Source organism: Pseudomonas sp. GL-B-12 (genome assembly GCF_019955895.1).
Taxonomy (GTDB): domain Bacteria; phylum Pseudomonadota; class Gammaproteobacteria; order Pseudomonadales; family Pseudomonadaceae; genus Aquipseudomonas.
Genome location: NZ_JAHBCX010000039.1, coordinates 19504 through 36615, shown reverse-complemented (window position 1 = coordinate 36615; position 17112 = coordinate 19504). Strand labels below are relative to the sequence as shown.

21 protein-coding genes are annotated in these 17112 nt (G+C 61.8%); 7 read left to right on the top strand and 14 right to left on the bottom strand.

Annotated features, from left to right (window positions below; all coding sequences use genetic code 11):
• The first annotated feature begins 12 nt into the window (after positions 1-12).
• Positions 13-513, top strand: a complete 501-nt coding sequence (locus tag KGA85_RS21230) for an SRPBCC family protein (protein ID WP_223457173.1) — start codon at positions 13-15, stop codon at positions 511-513.
• Here the strand turns inward: KGA85_RS21230 and KGA85_RS21225 are convergent.
• The 10 genes from KGA85_RS21225 to KGA85_RS21180 form a co-directional block, all read right to left on the bottom strand.
• Entirely contained in the window at positions 489-923 is a 435-nt protein-coding gene (locus KGA85_RS21225; protein ID WP_223457175.1) for a nuclear transport factor 2 family protein, read from the bottom strand. The two genes, KGA85_RS21230 and KGA85_RS21225, sit on opposite strands and share 25 nt — an antisense overlap.
• Positions 920-1309: a steroid Delta-isomerase gene (locus KGA85_RS21220; protein WP_223457183.1), complete on the bottom strand. Its 390-nt coding sequence runs from the start codon at positions 1307-1309 to the stop codon at positions 920-922. The genes KGA85_RS21225 and KGA85_RS21220 overlap by 4 nt, the downstream gene beginning before the upstream one ends.
• A complete protein-coding gene (locus tag KGA85_RS21215) occupies positions 1310-2512 on the bottom strand; it encodes an acetyl-CoA C-acyltransferase (RefSeq protein ID WP_046042767.1) in 1203 nt (400 codons plus the stop codon).
• Between the two features lie 29 nt (positions 2513-2541).
• Positions 2542-3000: a MaoC family dehydratase gene (locus KGA85_RS21210; RefSeq protein ID WP_223457185.1), complete on the bottom strand. Its 459-nt coding sequence runs from the start codon at positions 2998-3000 to the stop codon at positions 2542-2544.
• A gap of 2 nt (positions 3001-3002) precedes the next feature.
• Entirely contained in the window at positions 3003-3785 is a 783-nt protein-coding gene (locus KGA85_RS21205) for an SDR family oxidoreductase (RefSeq protein WP_046042769.1), read from the bottom strand.
• A gap of 13 nt (positions 3786-3798) precedes the next feature.
• The gene (locus KGA85_RS21200) at positions 3799-4992 is read right to left on the bottom strand and encodes an acyl-CoA dehydrogenase family protein (protein WP_223457187.1); all 1194 of its coding nucleotides are present in this window, start codon (positions 4990-4992) and stop codon (positions 3799-3801) included.
• The gene (locus KGA85_RS21195) at positions 4989-6161 is read right to left on the bottom strand and encodes an acyl-CoA dehydrogenase family protein (RefSeq protein ID WP_223457189.1); all 1173 of its coding nucleotides are present in this window, start codon (positions 6159-6161) and stop codon (positions 4989-4991) included. The genes KGA85_RS21200 and KGA85_RS21195 overlap by 4 nt, the downstream gene beginning before the upstream one ends.
• 150 nt (positions 6162-6311) lie before the next feature.
• On the bottom strand, positions 6312-7721 hold the full coding sequence (locus tag KGA85_RS21190; protein ID WP_223537297.1) for an ArnT family glycosyltransferase: 1410 nt from the start codon (positions 7719-7721) through the stop codon (positions 6312-6314).
• A 3-nt stretch (positions 7722-7724) separates the two neighbouring features.
• Complete coding sequence (locus tag KGA85_RS21185) at positions 7725-8003, bottom strand: lipid-A-disaccharide synthase N-terminal domain-containing protein (protein WP_223457192.1); 279 nt, start codon at positions 8001-8003, stop codon at positions 7725-7727.
• Positions 8000-8740 (bottom strand): glycosyltransferase family 2 protein, encoded by a 741-nt coding sequence (locus KGA85_RS21180; protein WP_223457193.1) that lies wholly within the window; start codon positions 8738-8740, stop codon positions 8000-8002. The genes KGA85_RS21185 and KGA85_RS21180 overlap by 4 nt, the downstream gene beginning before the upstream one ends.
• A gap of 305 nt (positions 8741-9045) precedes the next feature.
• Between KGA85_RS21180 and KGA85_RS21175 the strand changes: the two genes are divergently transcribed.
• Entirely contained in the window at positions 9046-9690 is a 645-nt protein-coding gene (locus KGA85_RS21175; protein WP_223457195.1) for a YceH family protein, read from the top strand.
• Between the two features lie 144 nt (positions 9691-9834).
• Here KGA85_RS21175 and KGA85_RS21170 read toward each other — a convergent pair whose 3' ends face one another.
• Complete coding sequence (locus KGA85_RS21170; RefSeq protein WP_223457197.1) at positions 9835-10353, bottom strand: cupin domain-containing protein; 519 nt, start codon at positions 10351-10353, stop codon at positions 9835-9837.
• 9 nt (positions 10354-10362) lie between these two features.
• Positions 10363-11181, bottom strand: coding sequence for a shikimate 5-dehydrogenase (locus tag KGA85_RS21165; RefSeq protein WP_223533413.1), 819 nt, complete (start codon positions 11179-11181; stop codon positions 10363-10365).
• A gap of 246 nt (positions 11182-11427) precedes the next feature.
• On the opposite strand from KGA85_RS21165, the gene KGA85_RS21160 reads away from it, so the two are divergent.
• The 3 genes from KGA85_RS21160 to KGA85_RS21150 all read left to right on the top strand — a co-directional run bounded on the left by KGA85_RS21160 (position 11428) and on the right by KGA85_RS21150 (position 12526).
• A complete protein-coding gene (locus KGA85_RS21160; RefSeq protein WP_223457201.1) occupies positions 11428-11790 on the top strand; it encodes a hypothetical protein in 363 nt (120 codons plus the stop codon).
• Between the two features lie 234 nt (positions 11791-12024).
• The gene (locus tag KGA85_RS21155) at positions 12025-12219 is read left to right on the top strand and encodes a hypothetical protein (RefSeq protein WP_008052996.1); all 195 of its coding nucleotides are present in this window, start codon (positions 12025-12027) and stop codon (positions 12217-12219) included.
• A 115-nt stretch (positions 12220-12334) separates the two neighbouring features.
• Entirely contained in the window at positions 12335-12526 is a 192-nt protein-coding gene (locus KGA85_RS21150; RefSeq protein ID WP_223457208.1) for a hypothetical protein, read from the top strand.
• Here KGA85_RS21150 and KGA85_RS21145 read toward each other — a convergent pair.
• Entirely contained in the window at positions 12523-13584 is a 1062-nt protein-coding gene (locus KGA85_RS21145; protein WP_223457210.1) for an AI-2E family transporter, read from the bottom strand. The genes KGA85_RS21150 and KGA85_RS21145 overlap by 4 nt on opposite strands.
• A gap of 160 nt (positions 13585-13744) precedes the next feature.
• Here KGA85_RS21145 and yegQ point away from each other — a divergent pair, with 160 nt between their 5' ends.
• The gene (yegQ, locus tag KGA85_RS21140) at positions 13745-15070 is read left to right on the top strand and encodes a tRNA 5-hydroxyuridine modification protein YegQ (protein ID WP_223457211.1); all 1326 of its coding nucleotides are present in this window, start codon (positions 13745-13747) and stop codon (positions 15068-15070) included.
• 118 nt (positions 15071-15188) lie between these two features.
• On the opposite strand, the gene KGA85_RS21135 is transcribed toward yegQ, so the two are convergent.
• A complete protein-coding gene (locus tag KGA85_RS21135) occupies positions 15189-16052 on the bottom strand; it encodes a LysR substrate-binding domain-containing protein (protein ID WP_008053002.1) in 864 nt (287 codons plus the stop codon).
• Between the two features lie 96 nt (positions 16053-16148).
• Between KGA85_RS21135 and KGA85_RS21130 the strand changes: the two genes are divergently transcribed.
• Positions 16149-17060: a DMT family transporter gene (locus KGA85_RS21130; RefSeq protein WP_223533411.1), complete on the top strand. Its 912-nt coding sequence runs from the start codon at positions 16149-16151 to the stop codon at positions 17058-17060.
• Positions 17061-17112: the final 52 nt, after the last annotated feature.

Below are 17112 nucleotides of genomic sequence, written 5' to 3'. Positions count from 1 at the left end.
AGGACTTTCGACATGCCCGTAGCCAGCCACAGCGTATTGCTGGACCTCACGCCACAAGCAGCCTGGGCCAAACTGCGCGACCTGAGCCTCGCCCCGCACTATGTGCCGGGCCTGACCGGTTGCCAGTTTCATCCCGGCGCGCAGGAAGGCCTCGGCGCCAGTCGCCGGGTGTTGCGCAAGGGCGGACAGTATCTGGATGAAAGCGTGGTGCAGTGGCAGGAAGGCACGGGGTTCGTGCTGCGGTTGCACAAGGGCAGCAATGGCTCGCCCTTTCCGTTTCGCGAGGCGAGTTTCAGTTATGCCTTGCAGGCCGAAGGTGACGCGACCCGCATCACCCTGCAAATGCGATACAGCCTGCGCGGCGGCAGGCTGTTTGAAAGGTTGCTGGCCAAGGCCTTCAACAAGGTCGTGCAGCAGATTGCCGAGAACCTCAAGGCCTTCTACGAAACCGGCCGGACACAGAACCCCGACCGGATCGAAACCCGCCTTCAGGAACGCGCCACTTCCGAGTGAGCGGTAAAACGGGTGGCGACGATCTTCCATTGCCCGGCAATACGCTGGTAACGGTCCTGATAGAAGCCACCCAACTGTCGCGTCGCCCCGCTCTCGCCATCCAGGTTGAAATACCACAGGGCCCAACGGCCCCGGGCCTGATCCTCGTTCAGCACCTCGATTTCCGGGTTGGCGCCGTGATGCAGGTCGATCACCCGCTCATGACAGGCCATTTCGCGGTACAGCGCGACAAAACTGTCGCGTTCACGAAAGATCCCCAACAGACCGTAATCGATCAGCACTTCACCTTCGGCAAAGCAGTCGGCAATCACCTCGACCTGCTTGAGGTCGCAGGCGTTGAGGTAGCGATGCTTGAGCTGGCGGATATCCTCCAGCGCTTCCAGACGGGCGATCCGCTGCTCCAGATTCATACTGCACCTCGCGCTGTCACGTTAACCTCACTCCAGAAGGCTTTCATCGAGCGGACCTTGCCGTCGGCATCGAACTCCATCACGTCGATCACATGCAGCGAGCACGGTTGCCCGCCCCACTCCATGTCGACCCGGAACGGCATCGCGCCGCAACCGTTGAGTGTCGCGCGCACCGGGCCGGTCTGGGTTGCGGAGACTTTCATCGCCCCCAGTCCTTCACGGTAAAAGCGCGCGATAGCTTCGATGCCTTGCAACGGCACCTGGCCGACCGGGTCTTCAACGGTAGCGTCTTTGGCGTAGAGCGCGAGGATGCCGTCGATGTCGCTGGCATTCACCAGTTCCACGTAGCGGGCCATGGTCGCCTGAATCTGTTGAGCGCTGATCATTCAGACCACCTCGAACAGAGCAGCAGCGCCCATGCCGCCACCGATGCACATGCTCACCACCACGTAACGCAAACCGCGACGCTGGCCTTCGACCAACGCGTGGCCGACCATCCGCGCCCCGGACATGCCGAACGGATGGCCGATGGAGATCGCCCCGCCGTTGACGTTCAGGCGTTCGGCTGGAATGCCCAGGGTGTCGCGGCAGTACAGCACCTGACAGGCGAACGCTTCGTTCAACTCCCAGAGGCCGATGTGGTCCATGGTCAGGCCGTGGCGCTTGAGCAGCTTGGGAATGGCGTACACCGGGCCGATGCCCATCTCGTCGGAATTGCAGCCGGCGACGGCCATGCCGCGATAGATCCCCAGCGGTTCCAGTCCACGCTTCTCGGCCATTTTTGCGCTCATCAACACCGAGGCCGACGCACCGTCGGACAGCTGCGAGGCATTGCCGGCGGTGATGAAACGCCCCTTGTCGCTCCACTGACCGCCCGGCCATACCGGCTCCAGCGCCTTCAGGCTCTGGAGGGTGGTGTCGATGCGGTTGCACTCGTCGCGCAGCAAGGTGACGGTTTCATAACTGGTTTCGCCGGTGGCCTTGTCGAACAGTGCCTTGCGGCTGGCCAGCGGCGCGAGCTCGCGGTCGAAGCGCCCGGCGCTCTGGGCCTGTGCGGTACGCAGCTGGCTCTGGTAGCTGTACTCGTCCTGCTCGTCGCGGGAGATGCCGTAGCGCGCGGAGACGATCTCGGCGGTTTCGATCATCGGGATATAGGCGTGCGGGTCCAGCTCGATCACCGAACCCGACTGATTGCGATACAGGTTCTTGTGCTTGTTCTGCACCAGGGAAATCGACTCCAGGCCACCGGCCACGGCGATGTCGATTTCGTCGCACATGATGCCTTTGGCGGCCATGGCGATACTCATCAGGCCCGACGAGCACTGGCGCTCGACGGCCATCCCGGCAACCGATGCCGGCAAGCCGCCGGCAATCGCGCACAGGCGGCCCAGGTTGTAGGACTGCGTACCCTGCTGCGCCGCGGCGCCGATGATCACGTCGTCCACTTCACCCGGCTCGATGCCGGCACGGCGCACGGCTTCGCGCACCACGTGGCCACCCAGTTGCGGCGCTTCGGTGTCATTGAACGCACCGCGAAAGGCTTTGCCGATCGGAGTACGGGCGGTCGAAACGATGACGGCTTCTTTCATGCTGGATTCCTCGAAAATGCTGTTGAAGGTCAGGCCGGGTAATAGCGACTGATTGTGTCGACCACGCAGCCGGGGCGTTCCTCACCGTCGATTTCGACCGTGACGCGGATGGTCGCCTGCACGCCGCCCTTCACTTCCTCGACCGCGATCAGTTGCGCACTGCCACGCACCCGCGAGCCGACGCGCACCACCGAAGGGAAGCGCACGCGCTCACAGCCGTAGTTGACGCCCATGGCCAGGCCACGGACTTCGACGATCTGCGGCAAGAACAGATTGACCAGCGACAGGCTCAGGTAGCCATGGGCAATGCAGGCGCCAAACGGGCCGCTGGCGGCCTTGAGCGGATCGACGTGAATCCACTGATGATCGCCGGTGGCGTCGGCGAACTGGTCGATGCGGTCCTGCTCCAGCAGCAGCCAGTCGCTGACGCCGAGTGATTCGCCCACGGCCCCGAACAAGGCCATCGGCGTGTCGAAAATACGTGGCATGGTCACGCCCTCTGGCTGGACACCGACAACACTTCGCCGGTCATGTAGGAGCTGTAGTCGCTGGCCAGGAACATCATCACGTTGGCCACTTCCCAGACTTCGGCGGCACGGCCGAACGCTTCGTTGGCGGCCAGTTGATCGAGCACCGCCTGGGGCGCGGATTTGCGCAGGAAATCGTGCAGGGCAATGCTCGGGCTGACCGCGTTGATGCGGATGCCGTAGTCAGCGGCCTCGACCGCTGCGCAGCGGGTCAGCGCCATGACCCCGGCCTTGGCGGCGGCGTAGTGCGCCTGTTCTTTCTGCGCGCGCCAACCCAGCACCGAGGCGTTGTTGACTATCACCCCGGCACGTCGCTCCATCATTTTCGGCAGCATGGCGCGGGTCATGCGCATGGTGCCGGTGAGCGTCACGTCGATGACCCGATTCCACTCTTCGTCGGCCATGTCCACCAGCAACCGCGAGCCGCCAAGCCCGGCATTGTTGATCAGCACATCGACGCCTTGCAGGTCACGTTCGGCGCAGGCGATCAGCTGTTGCACCTGGGCTTCGTCGGCAACGTTGCAGACCTGGCCGAACACTTGTTGCAGCCCGGTGGTTTCGCGGATTTTCAGCACCGCTTCGGCCAACCGGCCTTCATGGATATCGCTGATCATCAGCGCGCGGCAGCCTTCTTCGGCAGCGCGCACGGCAGCGGAAAAACCGATCCCGGCACCGGCGGCGGCAGTGATCAGTACCGACTTGCCGCGCAGCAGGCCGCGACCTTCAACATATTGAGGTACAGACATGAACTCTCTCCTTTCAGGCGCGCGGACGCGGCTCTTTGGGCATGCCCAAGGCACGCTCGGCGATGATGTTGCGCTGGATTTCGTTGCTGCCGCCGTAGAGGGTGTCGGCGCGGCTGAACAGGTACAGCGACTGCAAACGGGTCAACTGGTAAGGCGCGGCTTCGAGCAATTCCGCCTCGGCGCCGAGGACGTCCATCGCCAACTTGCCGAGGCTGGCGTGCCAGGTCGACCAGAACAGTTTGTAGATGGTCGCCTCTTTGCGCAGCGAACCGTCCTGGCTACCCGAGAGCATGCGCAGCGAGTTGTAGCGCATGATCCGCAACCCGCTCCAGGCCTCGGCCAGGCGCTGACGCAGGATCGGATCGCGGTCGGCGCCGTTGGACTTGGCGATGGCGATGATTTCGTTGAGTTCGTTCTGGAACTGCATCTGCTGGCCGAGGGTCGAGACACCCCGCTCGAAACCCAGCAGCGCCATGGCAATCTTCCAGCCTTCGCCCGGCGCGCCGATGATGTTGGTGGCGTCGGTGCGGGCATCGTCGAAGAACACTTCATTGAATTCCGAGGTGCCGGTCAGTTGCTCGATCGGTCGTACGGTGATTTCCGTCTGGTCCATCGGCACCAGCAGGAACGACAGACCACGATGGCCGACGCTGCCCGGTTCGGTGCGGGCGATGACAAAGCACCAGTCCGACTCGTGGGCCAGGGAGGTCCAGACTTTTTGCCCGTTGATCAGCCATTGGCCGGTCGCTTCATCCAGTGTTGCACGGGTCTTGACGTTGGCCAGATCGGAACCGGCGCCCGGCTCTGAATAGCCCTGGCACCAGAACGACGTACCGCTGACGATCCCCGGCAAAAAGCGCTGTTGCTGTTCGACCGTGCCGAACGCGGCAATGGTCGGCCCGGCCAGGCCTTCGCCGATGTGGCCCATGCGGCCGGGGCCGCCAGCGCGGGCGTATTCTTCGTTGAAGATCACTTGTTGAGTGATCGACAGACCGCGTCCGCCATGCTCCGGCGCCCAACCGACACAGGTCCAGCCGCCTTCGGCGAGCTTGCGCTCCCAGGCTTTGCGCTCCTCGGGAAACATGTGCTCGTCGCCCGGACCGCCGCGAAAACGCAGGGCTTCAAATTCGCCGCAGAGGTTGGCGCTCATCCAGTCGGCAACTTCCCGGCGGAAGCGTTCGTCCTGCTCGCTGAAACTGATTTTCATGGCTGCTCTCCCAGAATCACCGAAGCAATGCGCTCGCGATGCCAGGCCGGTAGCCCGAGGAAGCTCTCGCTGGCGCGGGCGCGCTTGAAGTAGAGGTGCGGGTCGTATTCCCAGGTGAATCCGACGCCGCCATGCAACTGGATCGATTCGGACGCACAGTGGAAATAGGTTTCCGAGCACTGCGCCTTGGCCAGCGCCGCCGCCAGCGACAGTTCGGCCGCGACCTGCGGATCACCCTGGGGATCGAGGACTTCCTGGGCCACGCACGCGGCGTAATAACTGGCCGAACGCGCGCATTCGACTTGCAGCATCATGTCGGCGGCGCGGTGTTTGAGGGCCTGGAAACTGGCAATCGGGCGACCGAACTGCTGGCGCTCCTGCATGTAGGCCACGCTGAGGTCGAGCACCTGCTGCGCGCCGCCAGTCTGCTCGGCAGCCAGGCCGATACAGGCCAGTTGCAGGACTCGCTCAAGGTGCGACCAGCCGTTGCCGAATTCACCCAGCAGGCAGTCGGCTTCAAGGTACAGGCCCTTGAGCTGGACCCTTGCCTGACGCCGGGTCTGGTCCATGGTCGGCAGCATTTGCCGCTCGATGCCGGCCCGCTCCGCGCTCACGGCAAACAGGCTGATGCCCTTTTCGCCGGTGGTTCCGGGTTGCCGTGCGGCAATGACCAACAGGTCAGCGCCATGGCCATCGAGCACATGCTTGAGGGTGCCGTCGAGGACGAACCCGTCGCCTTCGGCCACCACCGTTGCCTGGACATCGTCGGCAGACCAGCCGTTGGCACTGCTGAACGCCAGCGTTGCGGTCACGCTACCGTCAGCAATCGACGGCAACCAGCGCTGCTTCTGTTCATCATTGGCCGCCAGCAACAGCGCAGGCGTGGCCATGCAGGCGGTGGCGAAAAACGGCGAGCACAGCAAACGCCGGCCCATCTGTTCCAGCAGGATCGTCAACTCGACAAAGCCGAGGCCCAGGCCGCCATAGGTTTCGGGGATATGAATGGCCGGCCAGTACATTTCCTGGCACAGACGTTGCCAGAGGGCTTCGTCGAAACCCCGTTCGCTGATCATTGCCGCACGCACGGCGGCAGAATCCGAGACATCGGCGAGGAAGCCCTCGGCCGATGCGCGGATCATTTCCTGTTCGTCGCTGAATGCAAACTCCATCGCGGCGCCTTCTGCTCGTTTGGCGGGGCGCGCGTGGCGCAACACCCCTTTGAGCATGAAGTTTGGCGCCGGCCGGACGCGGCAGAATCGTTAGCCCTGCCTAGTCCGAACGGGGGATGTGGTGACGTGACTGTTCGGCCGGGAAGCCGATCAGCGGCAGTCTCCGCCCATACGCACCAGCAGCGCTGAACTGTGCGGCTTGAGGTACGGATTGATTTCACCAACCTGGCACGACGCCAGGTTCTGCAGTTCCGGTGCGAGGGGTTCTTGCACAAACAGCAGCCCCGCCGGACGGGACTCGGACTGCAACTGCGCCACCGTCAGCGGCGCCACCGGCCGGCCCATGTAATAGACCAGGCGGATATCCGGCTCACCGAGGGTATAAGCCTTCTGCCCCGGCTGCCCATCGGCCAGCGTGGCAACCTGCTCAAGACCACCAACCCGGTGCGACAACACCCGCGCCTCGACGAACATGTAGAACACCACAAACCCGGCCAGCATCACATAGGGCACAACGGCCAGGACCGTACGCCAGCGCCCCTTCAGGTCATCGAGCAGCGCCGACCAGTGCATCGCCAGCAGCAACGCCATCGACGGATAGACCGGCAACAGGTATTTACCGTGTTTTTCAGTAAACAAGGAAAAAACCAGCAGCGGCAGCAGACTGCAAATCAGCAACATGCCCGCCTCGCGGCGCGAGCGGATCATTGCCCAGAACTTGCGCGGCTGTACGAACACGATCAGCCAGAACGGGAAGAAATCCCCGGCCAGGTACAACAGATACGCGTACCAGGCCTCGGCGCCCTGCCCGTCGATCTTCTTCACGATGTCTTCGCTGATGATCGAGGCCCAGATGCCCCAGCCCTGACTCACCGACACCGCCAGGTACCAGGAACTGCCCAGCACCACGGCAATCAGCCAGCCCCAACCGTCGCACAGGTAAGCCTTGGCCCGGGCATCGCGGTAGATCAAGGCATAGGCCAGGATCGGCGCCGTCACCCACAACAGGCAAACCGGCCCTTTGGTCAGCAGCGCGCAACCCAGCAGCACGTAGCTGAGCCGACTCCACAAGGCCCGGCCTTGCAGGAAGATGAACTGCCAGGCCGCCAGCAGCGCGCCGAAGCACAGCAGGGTCAACAGCATCTCGATTTCCGAGCGCCGTGCGAACAGGCTGAAGGCACCGTTCGCGGCCAGGAACACCACGGCGAACAGACCGACCTGCCGCCCCGCCTGCCGAACGCCGTACAAATAGGTGCCAACACAGCACAAGGCGGCGGCCAGCGCCGAAGGCAGACGCACGCTCCACTCGGACAAGCTGCCCAGCACCGCCGTCGAAACCAGGCCGGCCCAATAGAAAAACGGCGGCTTGGACAAGTACAAGTCGCCGTTCATGTAAGGCAGCAGCCAGCTACCTGCCTCTCGCATTTCGCGCACGGTAACGGCGCGGCGAGCCTCGTTGACACTGAGGAACGGCACGCTGCCCAGCCCCCAGAAAAACAGCAACGCAATCGCGATAGCCACGAGCAACGTAATATTTCGGGTCGATAACGATCCGCGCATGACCTACTCCTTCAGGTGTTTGCTTTTTTTGATCAATTGCAGGTTGCGAAAGTAGACGATGGAGCCAAACGCCTGACCGGCGATGAACACCGGGTCTTCACGATAAATGGCATAGGCGAGCAGCAAGGTGCTGCCGACGATGCTCAGGTACCAGAAGCTCACGGGGATCACGCTGCGTTTCTTGTACTCGCTGTACAACCACTGCAGGACAAATCGCCCGGTAAAGGCGATCTGGCCGACAAAACCGACGATCAGCCACAAGGCCTCGCGGGTGAGATTCATCCTTCAATCTCCTGGGCAATGGTGTTCAACCGCGTGCGTTTGATCAGCCACCAGACACCGAACAAATCGAGAATGCCGACCAGTGCGCGGTCGATGTTGCCGTATTTCGACACCCCGGCCGTGCGCGGCCGGTGGTTGACCGGATGCACGATCATGCGGCCGTTATGGCGCTGGATCAGTGCCGGAATGTAGCGATGCATGTGGTCGAAGTACGGCAGGCGCAAGAACGCCGCGCGCTCGATCAGCTTCAGGCCGCAACCGGTGTCCGGGGTGGCGTCCTTGAGCAGGCGGCGGCGCAGGTTGTTGGCGAAACGTGAGGCGTAACGTTTGCTCGCCGTGTCGCGGCGATTGACCCGGTGCCCGGCAACCAGTTGCACGTCAACCTTGCCCGGTTCGCCGCGCACCAGCGCCAGCATGCCGGGGATGTCCGCCGGGTCGTTCTGGCCGTCGCCATCGAGGGTCGCCAGCCACTGCCCGCGGGCCTCCCGTGCGGCGTGGTACAGCGAGGTGCTCTGCCCCAGCGAACGTTCGTGATGCAGGATGCGCAGGGTGTTCAGGCCGTCGTGGCGGATCTGCCGCAGTTCCTGCAGGGTTGCGTCGGTGCTGCCATCGTCGACGACGATAATTTCGTACGATTCAGCGGCCAATGCGACGCGGATTTCCTCAAGCAGCGGCTTGAGGTTGTTCGCTTCGTTCTTGGCGGGAATCAGTACGGATACAAAAATGTCTTGGCTCATGGAGTCACTCTCGCCTTTATTGGATTTCTTTTATCAGAGGCGAATGAAGGTGTCGTACACCGGCCGACTCGATGCAGGGTTCAGCTATTGCGGGCGATGACGCCAACAATATCCCGCCCTATGGACGCACTCGCGCGCGACCCCGCATACGGTGCCCGGCCAATTGTAAAAATGGCGTTAATATTTCATACACTTTTTGTCATCATTCACTTGATGACGCAACGAATTCGGTTGCCATTGGCGCTTGCCCATCTAAAGTGCATTCACGCGAGTGAAAAACATGAATCGGGTAAGGATGCAGAACCATGAGCACTGAGCAAGAGACGACTTTAGACGAGCAGCGGCTCGACAGTACGGAAATCCGCATTCTGGGCTCGTTGATCGAGAAACAGGCCACCAGCCCGGAAACCTATCCCCTGACCCTCAATGCCCTGGTGATTGCCTGCAACCAGAAAACCAGCCGCGAGCCGGTGATGAACCTCACACCAGGCCAGGTCGGTCATAGCCTGCGCGTCCTCGAAGGACGCGGTTTCGCCAGACTGGTGATGGGCAGCCGCGCCGACCGCTGGGAACACAAGGTCGACAAGGCTCTGGAACTGGTGCCGGCGCAGGTCATCCTGACCGGGCTGATGTTTCTGCGCGGACCGCAGACCGTCAATGAACTGCTGACCCGCAGCGGCCGCATGCATGAATTCGAAGATGCCGAACAGGTGGTGCATCAGCTCGAACGCCTGATTGCCCGGGGCCTGGCCGTACTGATTCCGCGCCAGGCCGGCCAGCGCGAAGACCGCTATACCCACGCCCTGGGCGACCCGGCGGATATCGAGGCGATCATGGCGGCAAGGAGCAACCCGGCCGAGCGTGGCGGCAGCGGGGTTTCGGTTGAACGGATCGAAGAGCTGGAAGCGCGGATTGCGGCGCTGGAAGAAAGGCTGGCTCGGCTCGAATAATCAGGCTACAGAGATCCCAATGTGGGAGCGGGCTTGCTCCGGGCGGCGTTCCGACGAAGGCGGACTGTCAGTCACATCAATACCGGATGGGCCGACGCTTTCGCGAGCAAGCCCGCTCCCACAGGGGTTTGGCGGTGTTTGCGCCTATTCGCCGTCCCAGTAATCCACCCCGTCCGCCTGCCGGGCAACGGCAACAAAGCCTGACGCATTACCCTCGGCATCCACCTTGAAGTCATCCATCACGGCGTATTTGCCGGAATCCGGGTATTCACAAATCTCCGGTGATTGCTGGGTGCTGACGGCCAGGTACCGCAACTCGCCGTGGCTGGTATTGATGATCTGATGCGCCTTTTCAGGCCCGCCCGGTGGACAGGCGATCACATCACCGGCACGGATCGGAAAGCGTTCGGATCCCAGGCGAACTTGCCCTTCCCCGGCCACGACGTAGAACATTTCCTCATTGACCCGATGACTGTGAAACGGGCTGCCGCGCATGCCTGGCTCCAGCACATACAAGCGATAACCCAGCTTTTGCGCCCCCAGTTGTTGACCGACACGGGCCAGACGCTGTTGATAGCGACCGGCGGTTTCACCGCTCGGCGCAAACGCTTCGGGCAGCGGTTCAAGTTCGACTGAATTCAGATTGAGAATGGGGGGATGCATGGACACCTCCTAGCTGCGGGCAAACGCCACGGCCTTGTGGAATTGCTCATCCGTTGGCCGCACGCCGGTATAGAGCACAAACTGCTCCAGTGCCTGGATCGCGATCACTTCCAGGCCGGTGATGACCCGCTTGCCTTCGGCACGAGCACGCACGATCAGCGGCGTTTCCGAGGGAATCGCCACCACATCGAACACAGTTTCCGCTTTTTCGATCACGTCAGCCTCAAAGGCCAGTTGATCGGCCTCCGGTCCTCCCGTCATGCCGATCGGGGTGACGTTGACCAGCATCTGCGGGCGACGACTCCCCAGCTCGGCCTGCCACTCATACCCCAACGACTGCGCCAGCGCCTGCCCGGCGCGTTCGTTGCGGGCCACGATCAGGCCGTTTTCATAGCCGCCATCGCGCAAGGCACTCGCCACGGCCTTGGCCATGCCGCCGCTGCCGCGCAGGGCAAAGGTCGAGTCCCTGGGTACCTGGTGTTTTTCCAGCAACTGGGCCACGGCGATGTAATCGGTGTTGTAGGCCTTGAGATGACCGTCGGTGTTGACGATGGTGTTGATCGATTGAATGGCGGCAGCCGACGCGTCGAGTTCATCGACCAGGGCAATGCTGGCTTCCTTAAACGGCATCGACACGCCACAACCACGAATCCGCAGGGCACGAATGCCGGCAACGGCACCCGGCAGGTCCTGGCTGGCAAAGGCCTTGTAGTAAAAATTCAGGCCCAGCTGTTCATACAGATGATTGTGAAAACGCAGACCAAAGTTCCCGGGCCGTCCTGAAAGGGACATGCACAGCTGGGTGTCTTTGTTGGGGTTCATCTGCATGGGGAAGCTCCTTCAAATGCACTTTTCGGATGGACGGGATTAGCCCTCCATCGGGTTCTGATCGATCATATAAGTGTGTTAACGCGGGCTTACACGGGTCGGTAAGAAAGTCGGTACAGACCTTACACAAAATTTACCTAATGGCCGTGCTGTTTTTCAGAAAAACGCTGTCTTAGAAGTATCCCCGCGACAATCCTTGGGTCTATTGCAGACACAAGCGCCGGGCTGAAGAACCGAGGAACTATCATGATCCGTAAAGTCTCCACAGTTGCCTTACTGATCGGCGCCCTCGCTATCGCAGGACAGGCGCAAGCCCATGGTGGTGGTAATTACTGGCAAGGCCCGGCAGTGTTTGGCGCGATCGTCGGTACTGCCATTGTCGGCTCGGCTCTGATCAACGCCAACCGCCCGGTTTATGTCGCACCGCAACCGGTCTACTACCAGCCCGCGCCAGTTTATTACGCACCACCGCCTCCGGTTTACTACCAACCGGCCCCGGTCTACGTGCAACAACCGATCTACTACCGCCCCGCCCCGGTGTACTACGGACCACCCGGTGGTTACTACGGCCCGCCACGCGGCTACTACGGCCATCACGGCCGCTGGTAACGAACTCATCCAGCCCCGCTGAAACAGCGGGGCTTTTTTATGCAGGTTTGTCGGTGCAGGTCTGGATAAATCTCGCCAAGGTCGCTATCGGGACAATGCACGTGGCAGAAACGGGCAAGATGGACTCGACCCGTTTTCTGCCGTGCGGCAAAAAACGGTCATATTTTTGTCATGACGGTTCCGCAAGCTCGGTGCTGTCCGTCAATAACAGTTGATAACAACAAGGACGACCACATGCCAACGCAAAACCCGCACCGCATCGTCGGTCTGTGCACCTCCAGCAAGGTCTACAACGCACTGACCGAACTCAAGCACCTGGAAGGTCATCGCAGCGCCAAGTTTCTCTCGCTGCTGACGCAAAGCCTGGTGCGCAAGGGCCTGCTCAACGAGCAGGAAGTGGTTCATATGCTCGATCAGGTGGTCAGCTGACCGACCAACGGTCGTTTGCCCCCTCTGGCATCAATGACCACTATCGAAAGCGTTGATTACCCCTCAAGGCACCCTGACCTTAAAGTAACTCCACAGATTGATGGAGGTACTTGTCATGTCCAAGGTTCATATCATGTCCGTTATCGGCAGCGCCGTCCCCGCACAGCTCAGAGAGCTGGGCATGCTCGCCTGCTGGTATCTGGTGCAGGACGGCGTGCAGATCAGCGGCCCGCTCACTTCGCTACCCGCCGCCAAGGAGCTGTCGCAACGCGTCGGCACCGGCCAGTCCGGCAGGCTCAGCGCCTAAGGCAGCTGCACCCGCGGTTTGGTTTCAATGAAAATGGCCCAGCTCGACATGAACAGGGCCGCGATCAATGGGCCGATGACAAAGCCGTTCAACCCGAAAATCGCCAGGCCGCCGAGGGTCGAGATCAGGATCATGTAGTCCGGCATCCTGGTGTCCTTGCCTACCAGCAATGGCCGGAGCAGGTTGTCCACCAGCCCGATCACCAAGACCCCGAACAACCCCAGCACCACGCCCTGCCAGATCGCCCCGGTGAGCAGGAAAAACGCCGCCACCGGCACCCAGACTATTCCCGCCCCTACCGCCGGCAGCAGCGACAAAAACGCCATCAACACCGCCCAGAGCAATACGCTGGGAATGTCCAGAAACCAGAAGATCAGACCGCCCAGCGCGCCTTGGGTGATCGCCACCAACAGGTTGCCTTTGACCGTGGCCCGCACCACACGATTGAACTTGAGCTGCAAACGGCGTTTCTGCTGCTCCTGCAACGGCACCGCCAGGCGCACCTTGCGCGCCAGTTCCGCACCGTCGCGCAGGAAGAAGAACAGCAGGTACAGCATGATGAAGATACTGACGATGAACTCGAACGTGCCCTGGCCGAAACTGAACGCCTGAGAGGCCAGCACCTGCCCGCCGGCCATCGCGCTTTTGACGATTTTCTCTCGCAGCCCGTTCAACTCGCCCATGCCGAAGCGATCCAGCAGATGCTGGAAATACGGCGGCAGGCTGTGCTTGAACTGCAACACGTACCCGGCGATGTCGAGTTCGCCACTCTCGACGCTTTTGTAGAGTGCCGCGCCCTCCTGAACCAGCAAGGCGCTGATGATGATCACCGGCAGAATCGCGATCACCAGGCAAATGCCCAATGTGCACAGCGACGTGAGGTTGCGTTGCCAGCCGAACTTCAGCTGCAGTCGGCCCTGCAGTGGCGCAAAGACGATGCCGAGGATCACCGCCCAGAACACCGCGCCGTAAAACGGCAGCAGGATCCAGACGAAGGCAGCGCTCACCAGCGCCAGCAAAACCGTCAGCGATTTGTCTTGTAGGGGCGCTTCGTTCATATCCGATCCGTGCCAGAGAGGACGAAAAACTTCCGCCCTGATGTTTAGTCCACTACGGCTCGCGCGAGTGCCATCGGTTTGTTGAACAAGCATAGATCCAGGTCAATAAACCCTCGCCACCGAACGTTTACCCTGCGCGGCTTTTGCGACCGACACCGCCATGAACCTCACCGCGCCAGAACTGCTCGCCCCCGCCGGCACCCTGAAAAACATGCGTTACGCCTTCGCCTACGGCGCCGATGCCGTGTACGCCGGCCAGCCGCGCTACAGCCTGCGGGTGCGCAACAACGAATTCGACCACGCCAACCTGGCCCTCGGTATTCGCGAGGCACAGGCTCAGGGCAAGCGCTTCTACGTGGTGGTGAACATCGCGCCGCACAACGCCAAGCTCAAGACCTTCCTCAAGGACCTTGAACCGGTGATCGCCATGGCCCCGGACGCGCTGATCATGTCCGACCCCGGCCTGATCATGCTGGTGCGCCGGCACTACCCGCAGATGCCGGTGCACCTTTCGGTGCAGGCCAATACGGTGAACTGGGCGAGCGTCGAGTTCTGGCAGCAGCAAGGCTTGAGCCGGATCATCCTGTCGCGGGAGCTGTCCCTGGAAGAAATCGCCGAGATCCGCGAGCAAGTGCCCGCCATGGAACTGGAGGTGTTCGTGCACGGCGCGTTGTGCATGGCCTATTCCGGGCGATGCCTGCTGTCGGGCTACATGAACCGGCGTGACGCCAATCAGGGCAGTTGCACCAATGCCTGTCGCTGGAAATACTCCGCGCAACCGGCCACGGAAAACCAGCTCGGCGAGATCGTGCAGCAGTATCAGCCGGAACCCACCCTGGGCATCGGCGCGCCCACTGGGCAGGTGTTTCTGCTGCAGGAAGCCAATCGTCCCGGCGAGCAGATGCCGGCCTTCGAAGACGAACACGGCACTTACATCATGAACGCCAAGGACCTGCGCGCCGTGCAGCATGTCGAACGCCTGACGCACATGGGCGTGCACTCCCTGAAAATCGAAGGCCGGACCAAATCGCACTTTTATTGCGCGCGCACCACCCAGGTTTATCGCCGAGCCATCGACGATGCGGTGGCGGGCCGAGCCTTCGACCGCGACCTGATGACCGACCTGGAATCCCTCGCCCAGCGCGGCTACACCGAAGGCTTTCTGCGCCGGCATGTGCATGACGAATACCAGAACTACCAGAACGGCAGCTCGGTGTCGGAGCGTCAGCAGTTTGTCGGTGAGTTGACCGGGCAGCGGCGGGATCGCCTGGCCGAGGTCAAGGTGAAGAACCGCTTCGGCCTGGGCGATCACATGGAGCTGATGACGCCCAAGGGAAATTTCCACTTCGATCTACATCAGTTGCAAAACGCCAAGGGTGAAGCGATCGAAGTTGCACCGGGGGATGGGCATACGGTGTATTTGCCGATACCGGATGCGGTGGATCTGAGTTTTGGCCTGCTAATGCGAGATATCAACATGCCGTAATCTCTGTGGAAGCGGGCTTGCTCGCGGAGGGGGCGGCACATTCAAAGTCAATATTGCCTGACACACCGCCTTCGCGAGCAAGTCGGATCGCCGCACCGCCGCTCCCACAGATACTGCGTTACGCAAACTCTTCGCGGAGCATCGCCACAAACGCCTCACGCGCCGGGTGCACCCCGGCGTTTTCGTGCCAGTAAAACAGGTTGTCGACGGCGGTCAGTTCGGGGAATTCAAACCCCGCGCACCCGGCACCTTTGGCATATTGATCGAACACGCCTTTGGGCACCAGCGCCACGCCGGCCCCGGCGCTGACGCAACCGACAATCGCGCCATAACTGGCCAGGCTGACAATCGGCAGCGCCTGGCCCTGTCGCAACAACCAATGCTCCAGCGCCGCCCGGTACGGACAGCCCTGGGGCCACATGAACACGGTCTGGTCCTGTAAATCGCTGACGTCCCGCAGCGGCCCCAGGGAGGTCGAGGCGATCAGCAGCAGCTCTTCGCGGTACATCGGCGTGCGCTTGAGGTGCGAACGCTCGACATCCACCGCGACGATAGCGCCGTCGAGCTTGTGGTTGAGTGTGTCATCGAGCAACTGCCCCCAGGAGCCGGTGGTCAACTCCAGTGCGACCTGCGGGAAACGCTTGTGGAATTTCGCCAGCAGGCGCGGCAATCGCCCGGTGGCCGATGACTCGATGGCCCCGATGCGCAGCGGCCCCGAGGGTTCGGCCGAAGGGTCGACCGCACGCTTGGCTTCGGCGGTGAGGGCGAGAATTTTCGAGGCGTAGGCCAGAAAGGTTTGCCCCGACGGGCTTATGCGCAACCCTCGCCCCTCGCGCAGAAATAGCGCAACACCCAGTTCGGCCTCCAGGGCCTTGATCCGGGCCGTGATGTTCGACGGCACGCAATGCAACAGCTCGGCCGCGCGGGCGATGCTGCCGACATCGGCCACGGTCTTGAACATGCGAATCTGTGCCAGCTCCATACATCACCCATAGTGAACGATTGGCACAGTATAAGTCAGTTGTGGCGAACGATCCGCTTTCTGATACTCGGTGCATCCACCCACAGGTGCACGACCATGACGCCGCTCACACCCTCCCCCGTTTCACCCTGGAAAATCATCCTGGCCATGGCATTTGTCGTGGCGTGCTGGGGCTATTCCCCGGCCGGCATCCATATCGGCTTGCAGGCCTACGACCCCGTGCATCTGGCACTGCTGCGCTTCCTGCTGGCTTCCGTGTTCATGGCGGTGGTTGCGATGTTCAAGGGCATTCGCCTGCCGAGCCTGCGCGATCTGCCGCTGATGTTCAGCCTGGGTTTCTTTGCCGTGAGCCTGCACCACGTGGCGATCAACTTCGGGCAGCAAGGTGTCAGCGCTGGTGCTTCGAGCGTCCTGGCCCAGACCACGCCGCTGTTCAGCACGCTGATCGCGCGCTTCGTGTTCAAGGATCAGGTGAGCCTGTGGCGCTGGGGTTGTGTGCTGCTCGGGCTGTTTGGCGTGGTGATTGTGGTGGCGGGCGATCATGGCCTGGGTAGCATTGACGCCCACGGCTTGCTGATCCTGCTGGCGGCGGTGTCCTGGAGTCTCTACTTTGCCCTGCAAAAGCATCACACCGGGCGTTACGACGGGCTGACGCTGGTGTGTTACACGGTGTGGTCCGGGACGGCGCTGTTGCTGGTTTTCTTACCCGGCCTGGCGGATCAAGTCGCCCTGGCGCCGATGCGTGTGCAGTTTGCGGTGATTGCCCTGGGGATATTCCCCAGTGCCCTGGCGTACCTGGCCTGGGCCTATGTGCTGGCGCATGTCGATTTGAGTCGGGCGACGATGACCCTGTATTTGACGCCGCCGACGGCGATGGTCATTGCGTCTTATGCACTAGGCGAGCGGCCGACGTTGATGATCGTGGTCGGGGGGCTGGTGGTGTTGGCGAGTGTGTTGGCGTTGAATCTGGAGCGGCGAGCTGTGATTGTTCAAGCTGTCAGGGTCTGATTCAGGTTTTTTGCTGCCTGGACTGACGTCTTCGCGAGCAAGCCCGCGAAGA

Bases quoted from the DNA above. Each gene is read 5' to 3' on its own strand.
- KGA85_RS21230 (WP_223457173.1), top strand. From the start codon at position 13: ATGCCCGTAGCCAGCCACAGCGTATTGCTGGACCTCACGCCACAAGCA.
- KGA85_RS21225 (WP_223457175.1), bottom strand. From the start codon at position 923: ATGAATCTGGAGCAGCGGATCGCCCGTCTGGAAGCGCTGGAGGATATC.
- KGA85_RS21220 (WP_223457183.1), bottom strand. From the start codon at position 1,309: ATGATCAGCGCTCAACAGATTCAGGCGACCATGGCCCGCTACGTGGAA.
- KGA85_RS21215 (WP_046042767.1), bottom strand. From the start codon at position 2,512: ATGAAAGAAGCCGTCATCGTTTCGACCGCCCGTACTCCGATCGGCAAA.
- KGA85_RS21210 (WP_223457185.1), bottom strand. From the start codon at position 3,000: ATGCCACGTATTTTCGACACGCCGATGGCCTTGTTCGGGGCCGTGGGC.
- KGA85_RS21205 (WP_046042769.1), bottom strand. From the start codon at position 3,785: ATGTCTGTACCTCAATATGTTGAAGGTCGCGGCCTGCTGCGCGGCAAG.
- KGA85_RS21200 (WP_223457187.1), bottom strand. From the start codon at position 4,992: ATGAAAATCAGTTTCAGCGAGCAGGACGAACGCTTCCGCCGGGAAGTT.
- KGA85_RS21195 (WP_223457189.1), bottom strand. From the start codon at position 6,161: ATGGAGTTTGCATTCAGCGACGAACAGGAAATGATCCGCGCATCGGCC.
- KGA85_RS21190 (WP_223537297.1), bottom strand. From the start codon at position 7,721: ATGCGCGGATCGTTATCGACCCGAAATATTACGTTGCTCGTGGCTATC.
- KGA85_RS21185 (WP_223457192.1), bottom strand. From the start codon at position 8,003: ATGAATCTCACCCGCGAGGCCTTGTGGCTGATCGTCGGTTTTGTCGGC.
- KGA85_RS21180 (WP_223457193.1), bottom strand. From the start codon at position 8,740: ATGAGCCAAGACATTTTTGTATCCGTACTGATTCCCGCCAAGAACGAA.
- KGA85_RS21175 (WP_223457195.1), top strand. From the start codon at position 9,046: ATGAGCACTGAGCAAGAGACGACTTTAGACGAGCAGCGGCTCGACAGT.
- KGA85_RS21170 (WP_223457197.1), bottom strand. From the start codon at position 10,353: ATGCATCCCCCCATTCTCAATCTGAATTCAGTCGAACTTGAACCGCTG.
- KGA85_RS21165 (WP_223533413.1), bottom strand. From the start codon at position 11,181: ATGCAGATGAACCCCAACAAAGACACCCAGCTGTGCATGTCCCTTTCA.
- KGA85_RS21160 (WP_223457201.1), top strand. From the start codon at position 11,428: ATGATCCGTAAAGTCTCCACAGTTGCCTTACTGATCGGCGCCCTCGCT.
- KGA85_RS21155 (WP_008052996.1), top strand. From the start codon at position 12,025: ATGCCAACGCAAAACCCGCACCGCATCGTCGGTCTGTGCACCTCCAGC.
- KGA85_RS21150 (WP_223457208.1), top strand. From the start codon at position 12,335: ATGTCCAAGGTTCATATCATGTCCGTTATCGGCAGCGCCGTCCCCGCA.
- KGA85_RS21145 (WP_223457210.1), bottom strand. From the start codon at position 13,584: ATGAACGAAGCGCCCCTACAAGACAAATCGCTGACGGTTTTGCTGGCG.
- yegQ (WP_223457211.1), top strand. From the start codon at position 13,745: ATGAACCTCACCGCGCCAGAACTGCTCGCCCCCGCCGGCACCCTGAAA.
- KGA85_RS21135 (WP_008053002.1), bottom strand. From the start codon at position 16,052: ATGGAGCTGGCACAGATTCGCATGTTCAAGACCGTGGCCGATGTCGGC.
- KGA85_RS21130 (WP_223533411.1), top strand. From the start codon at position 16,149: ATGACGCCGCTCACACCCTCCCCCGTTTCACCCTGGAAAATCATCCTG.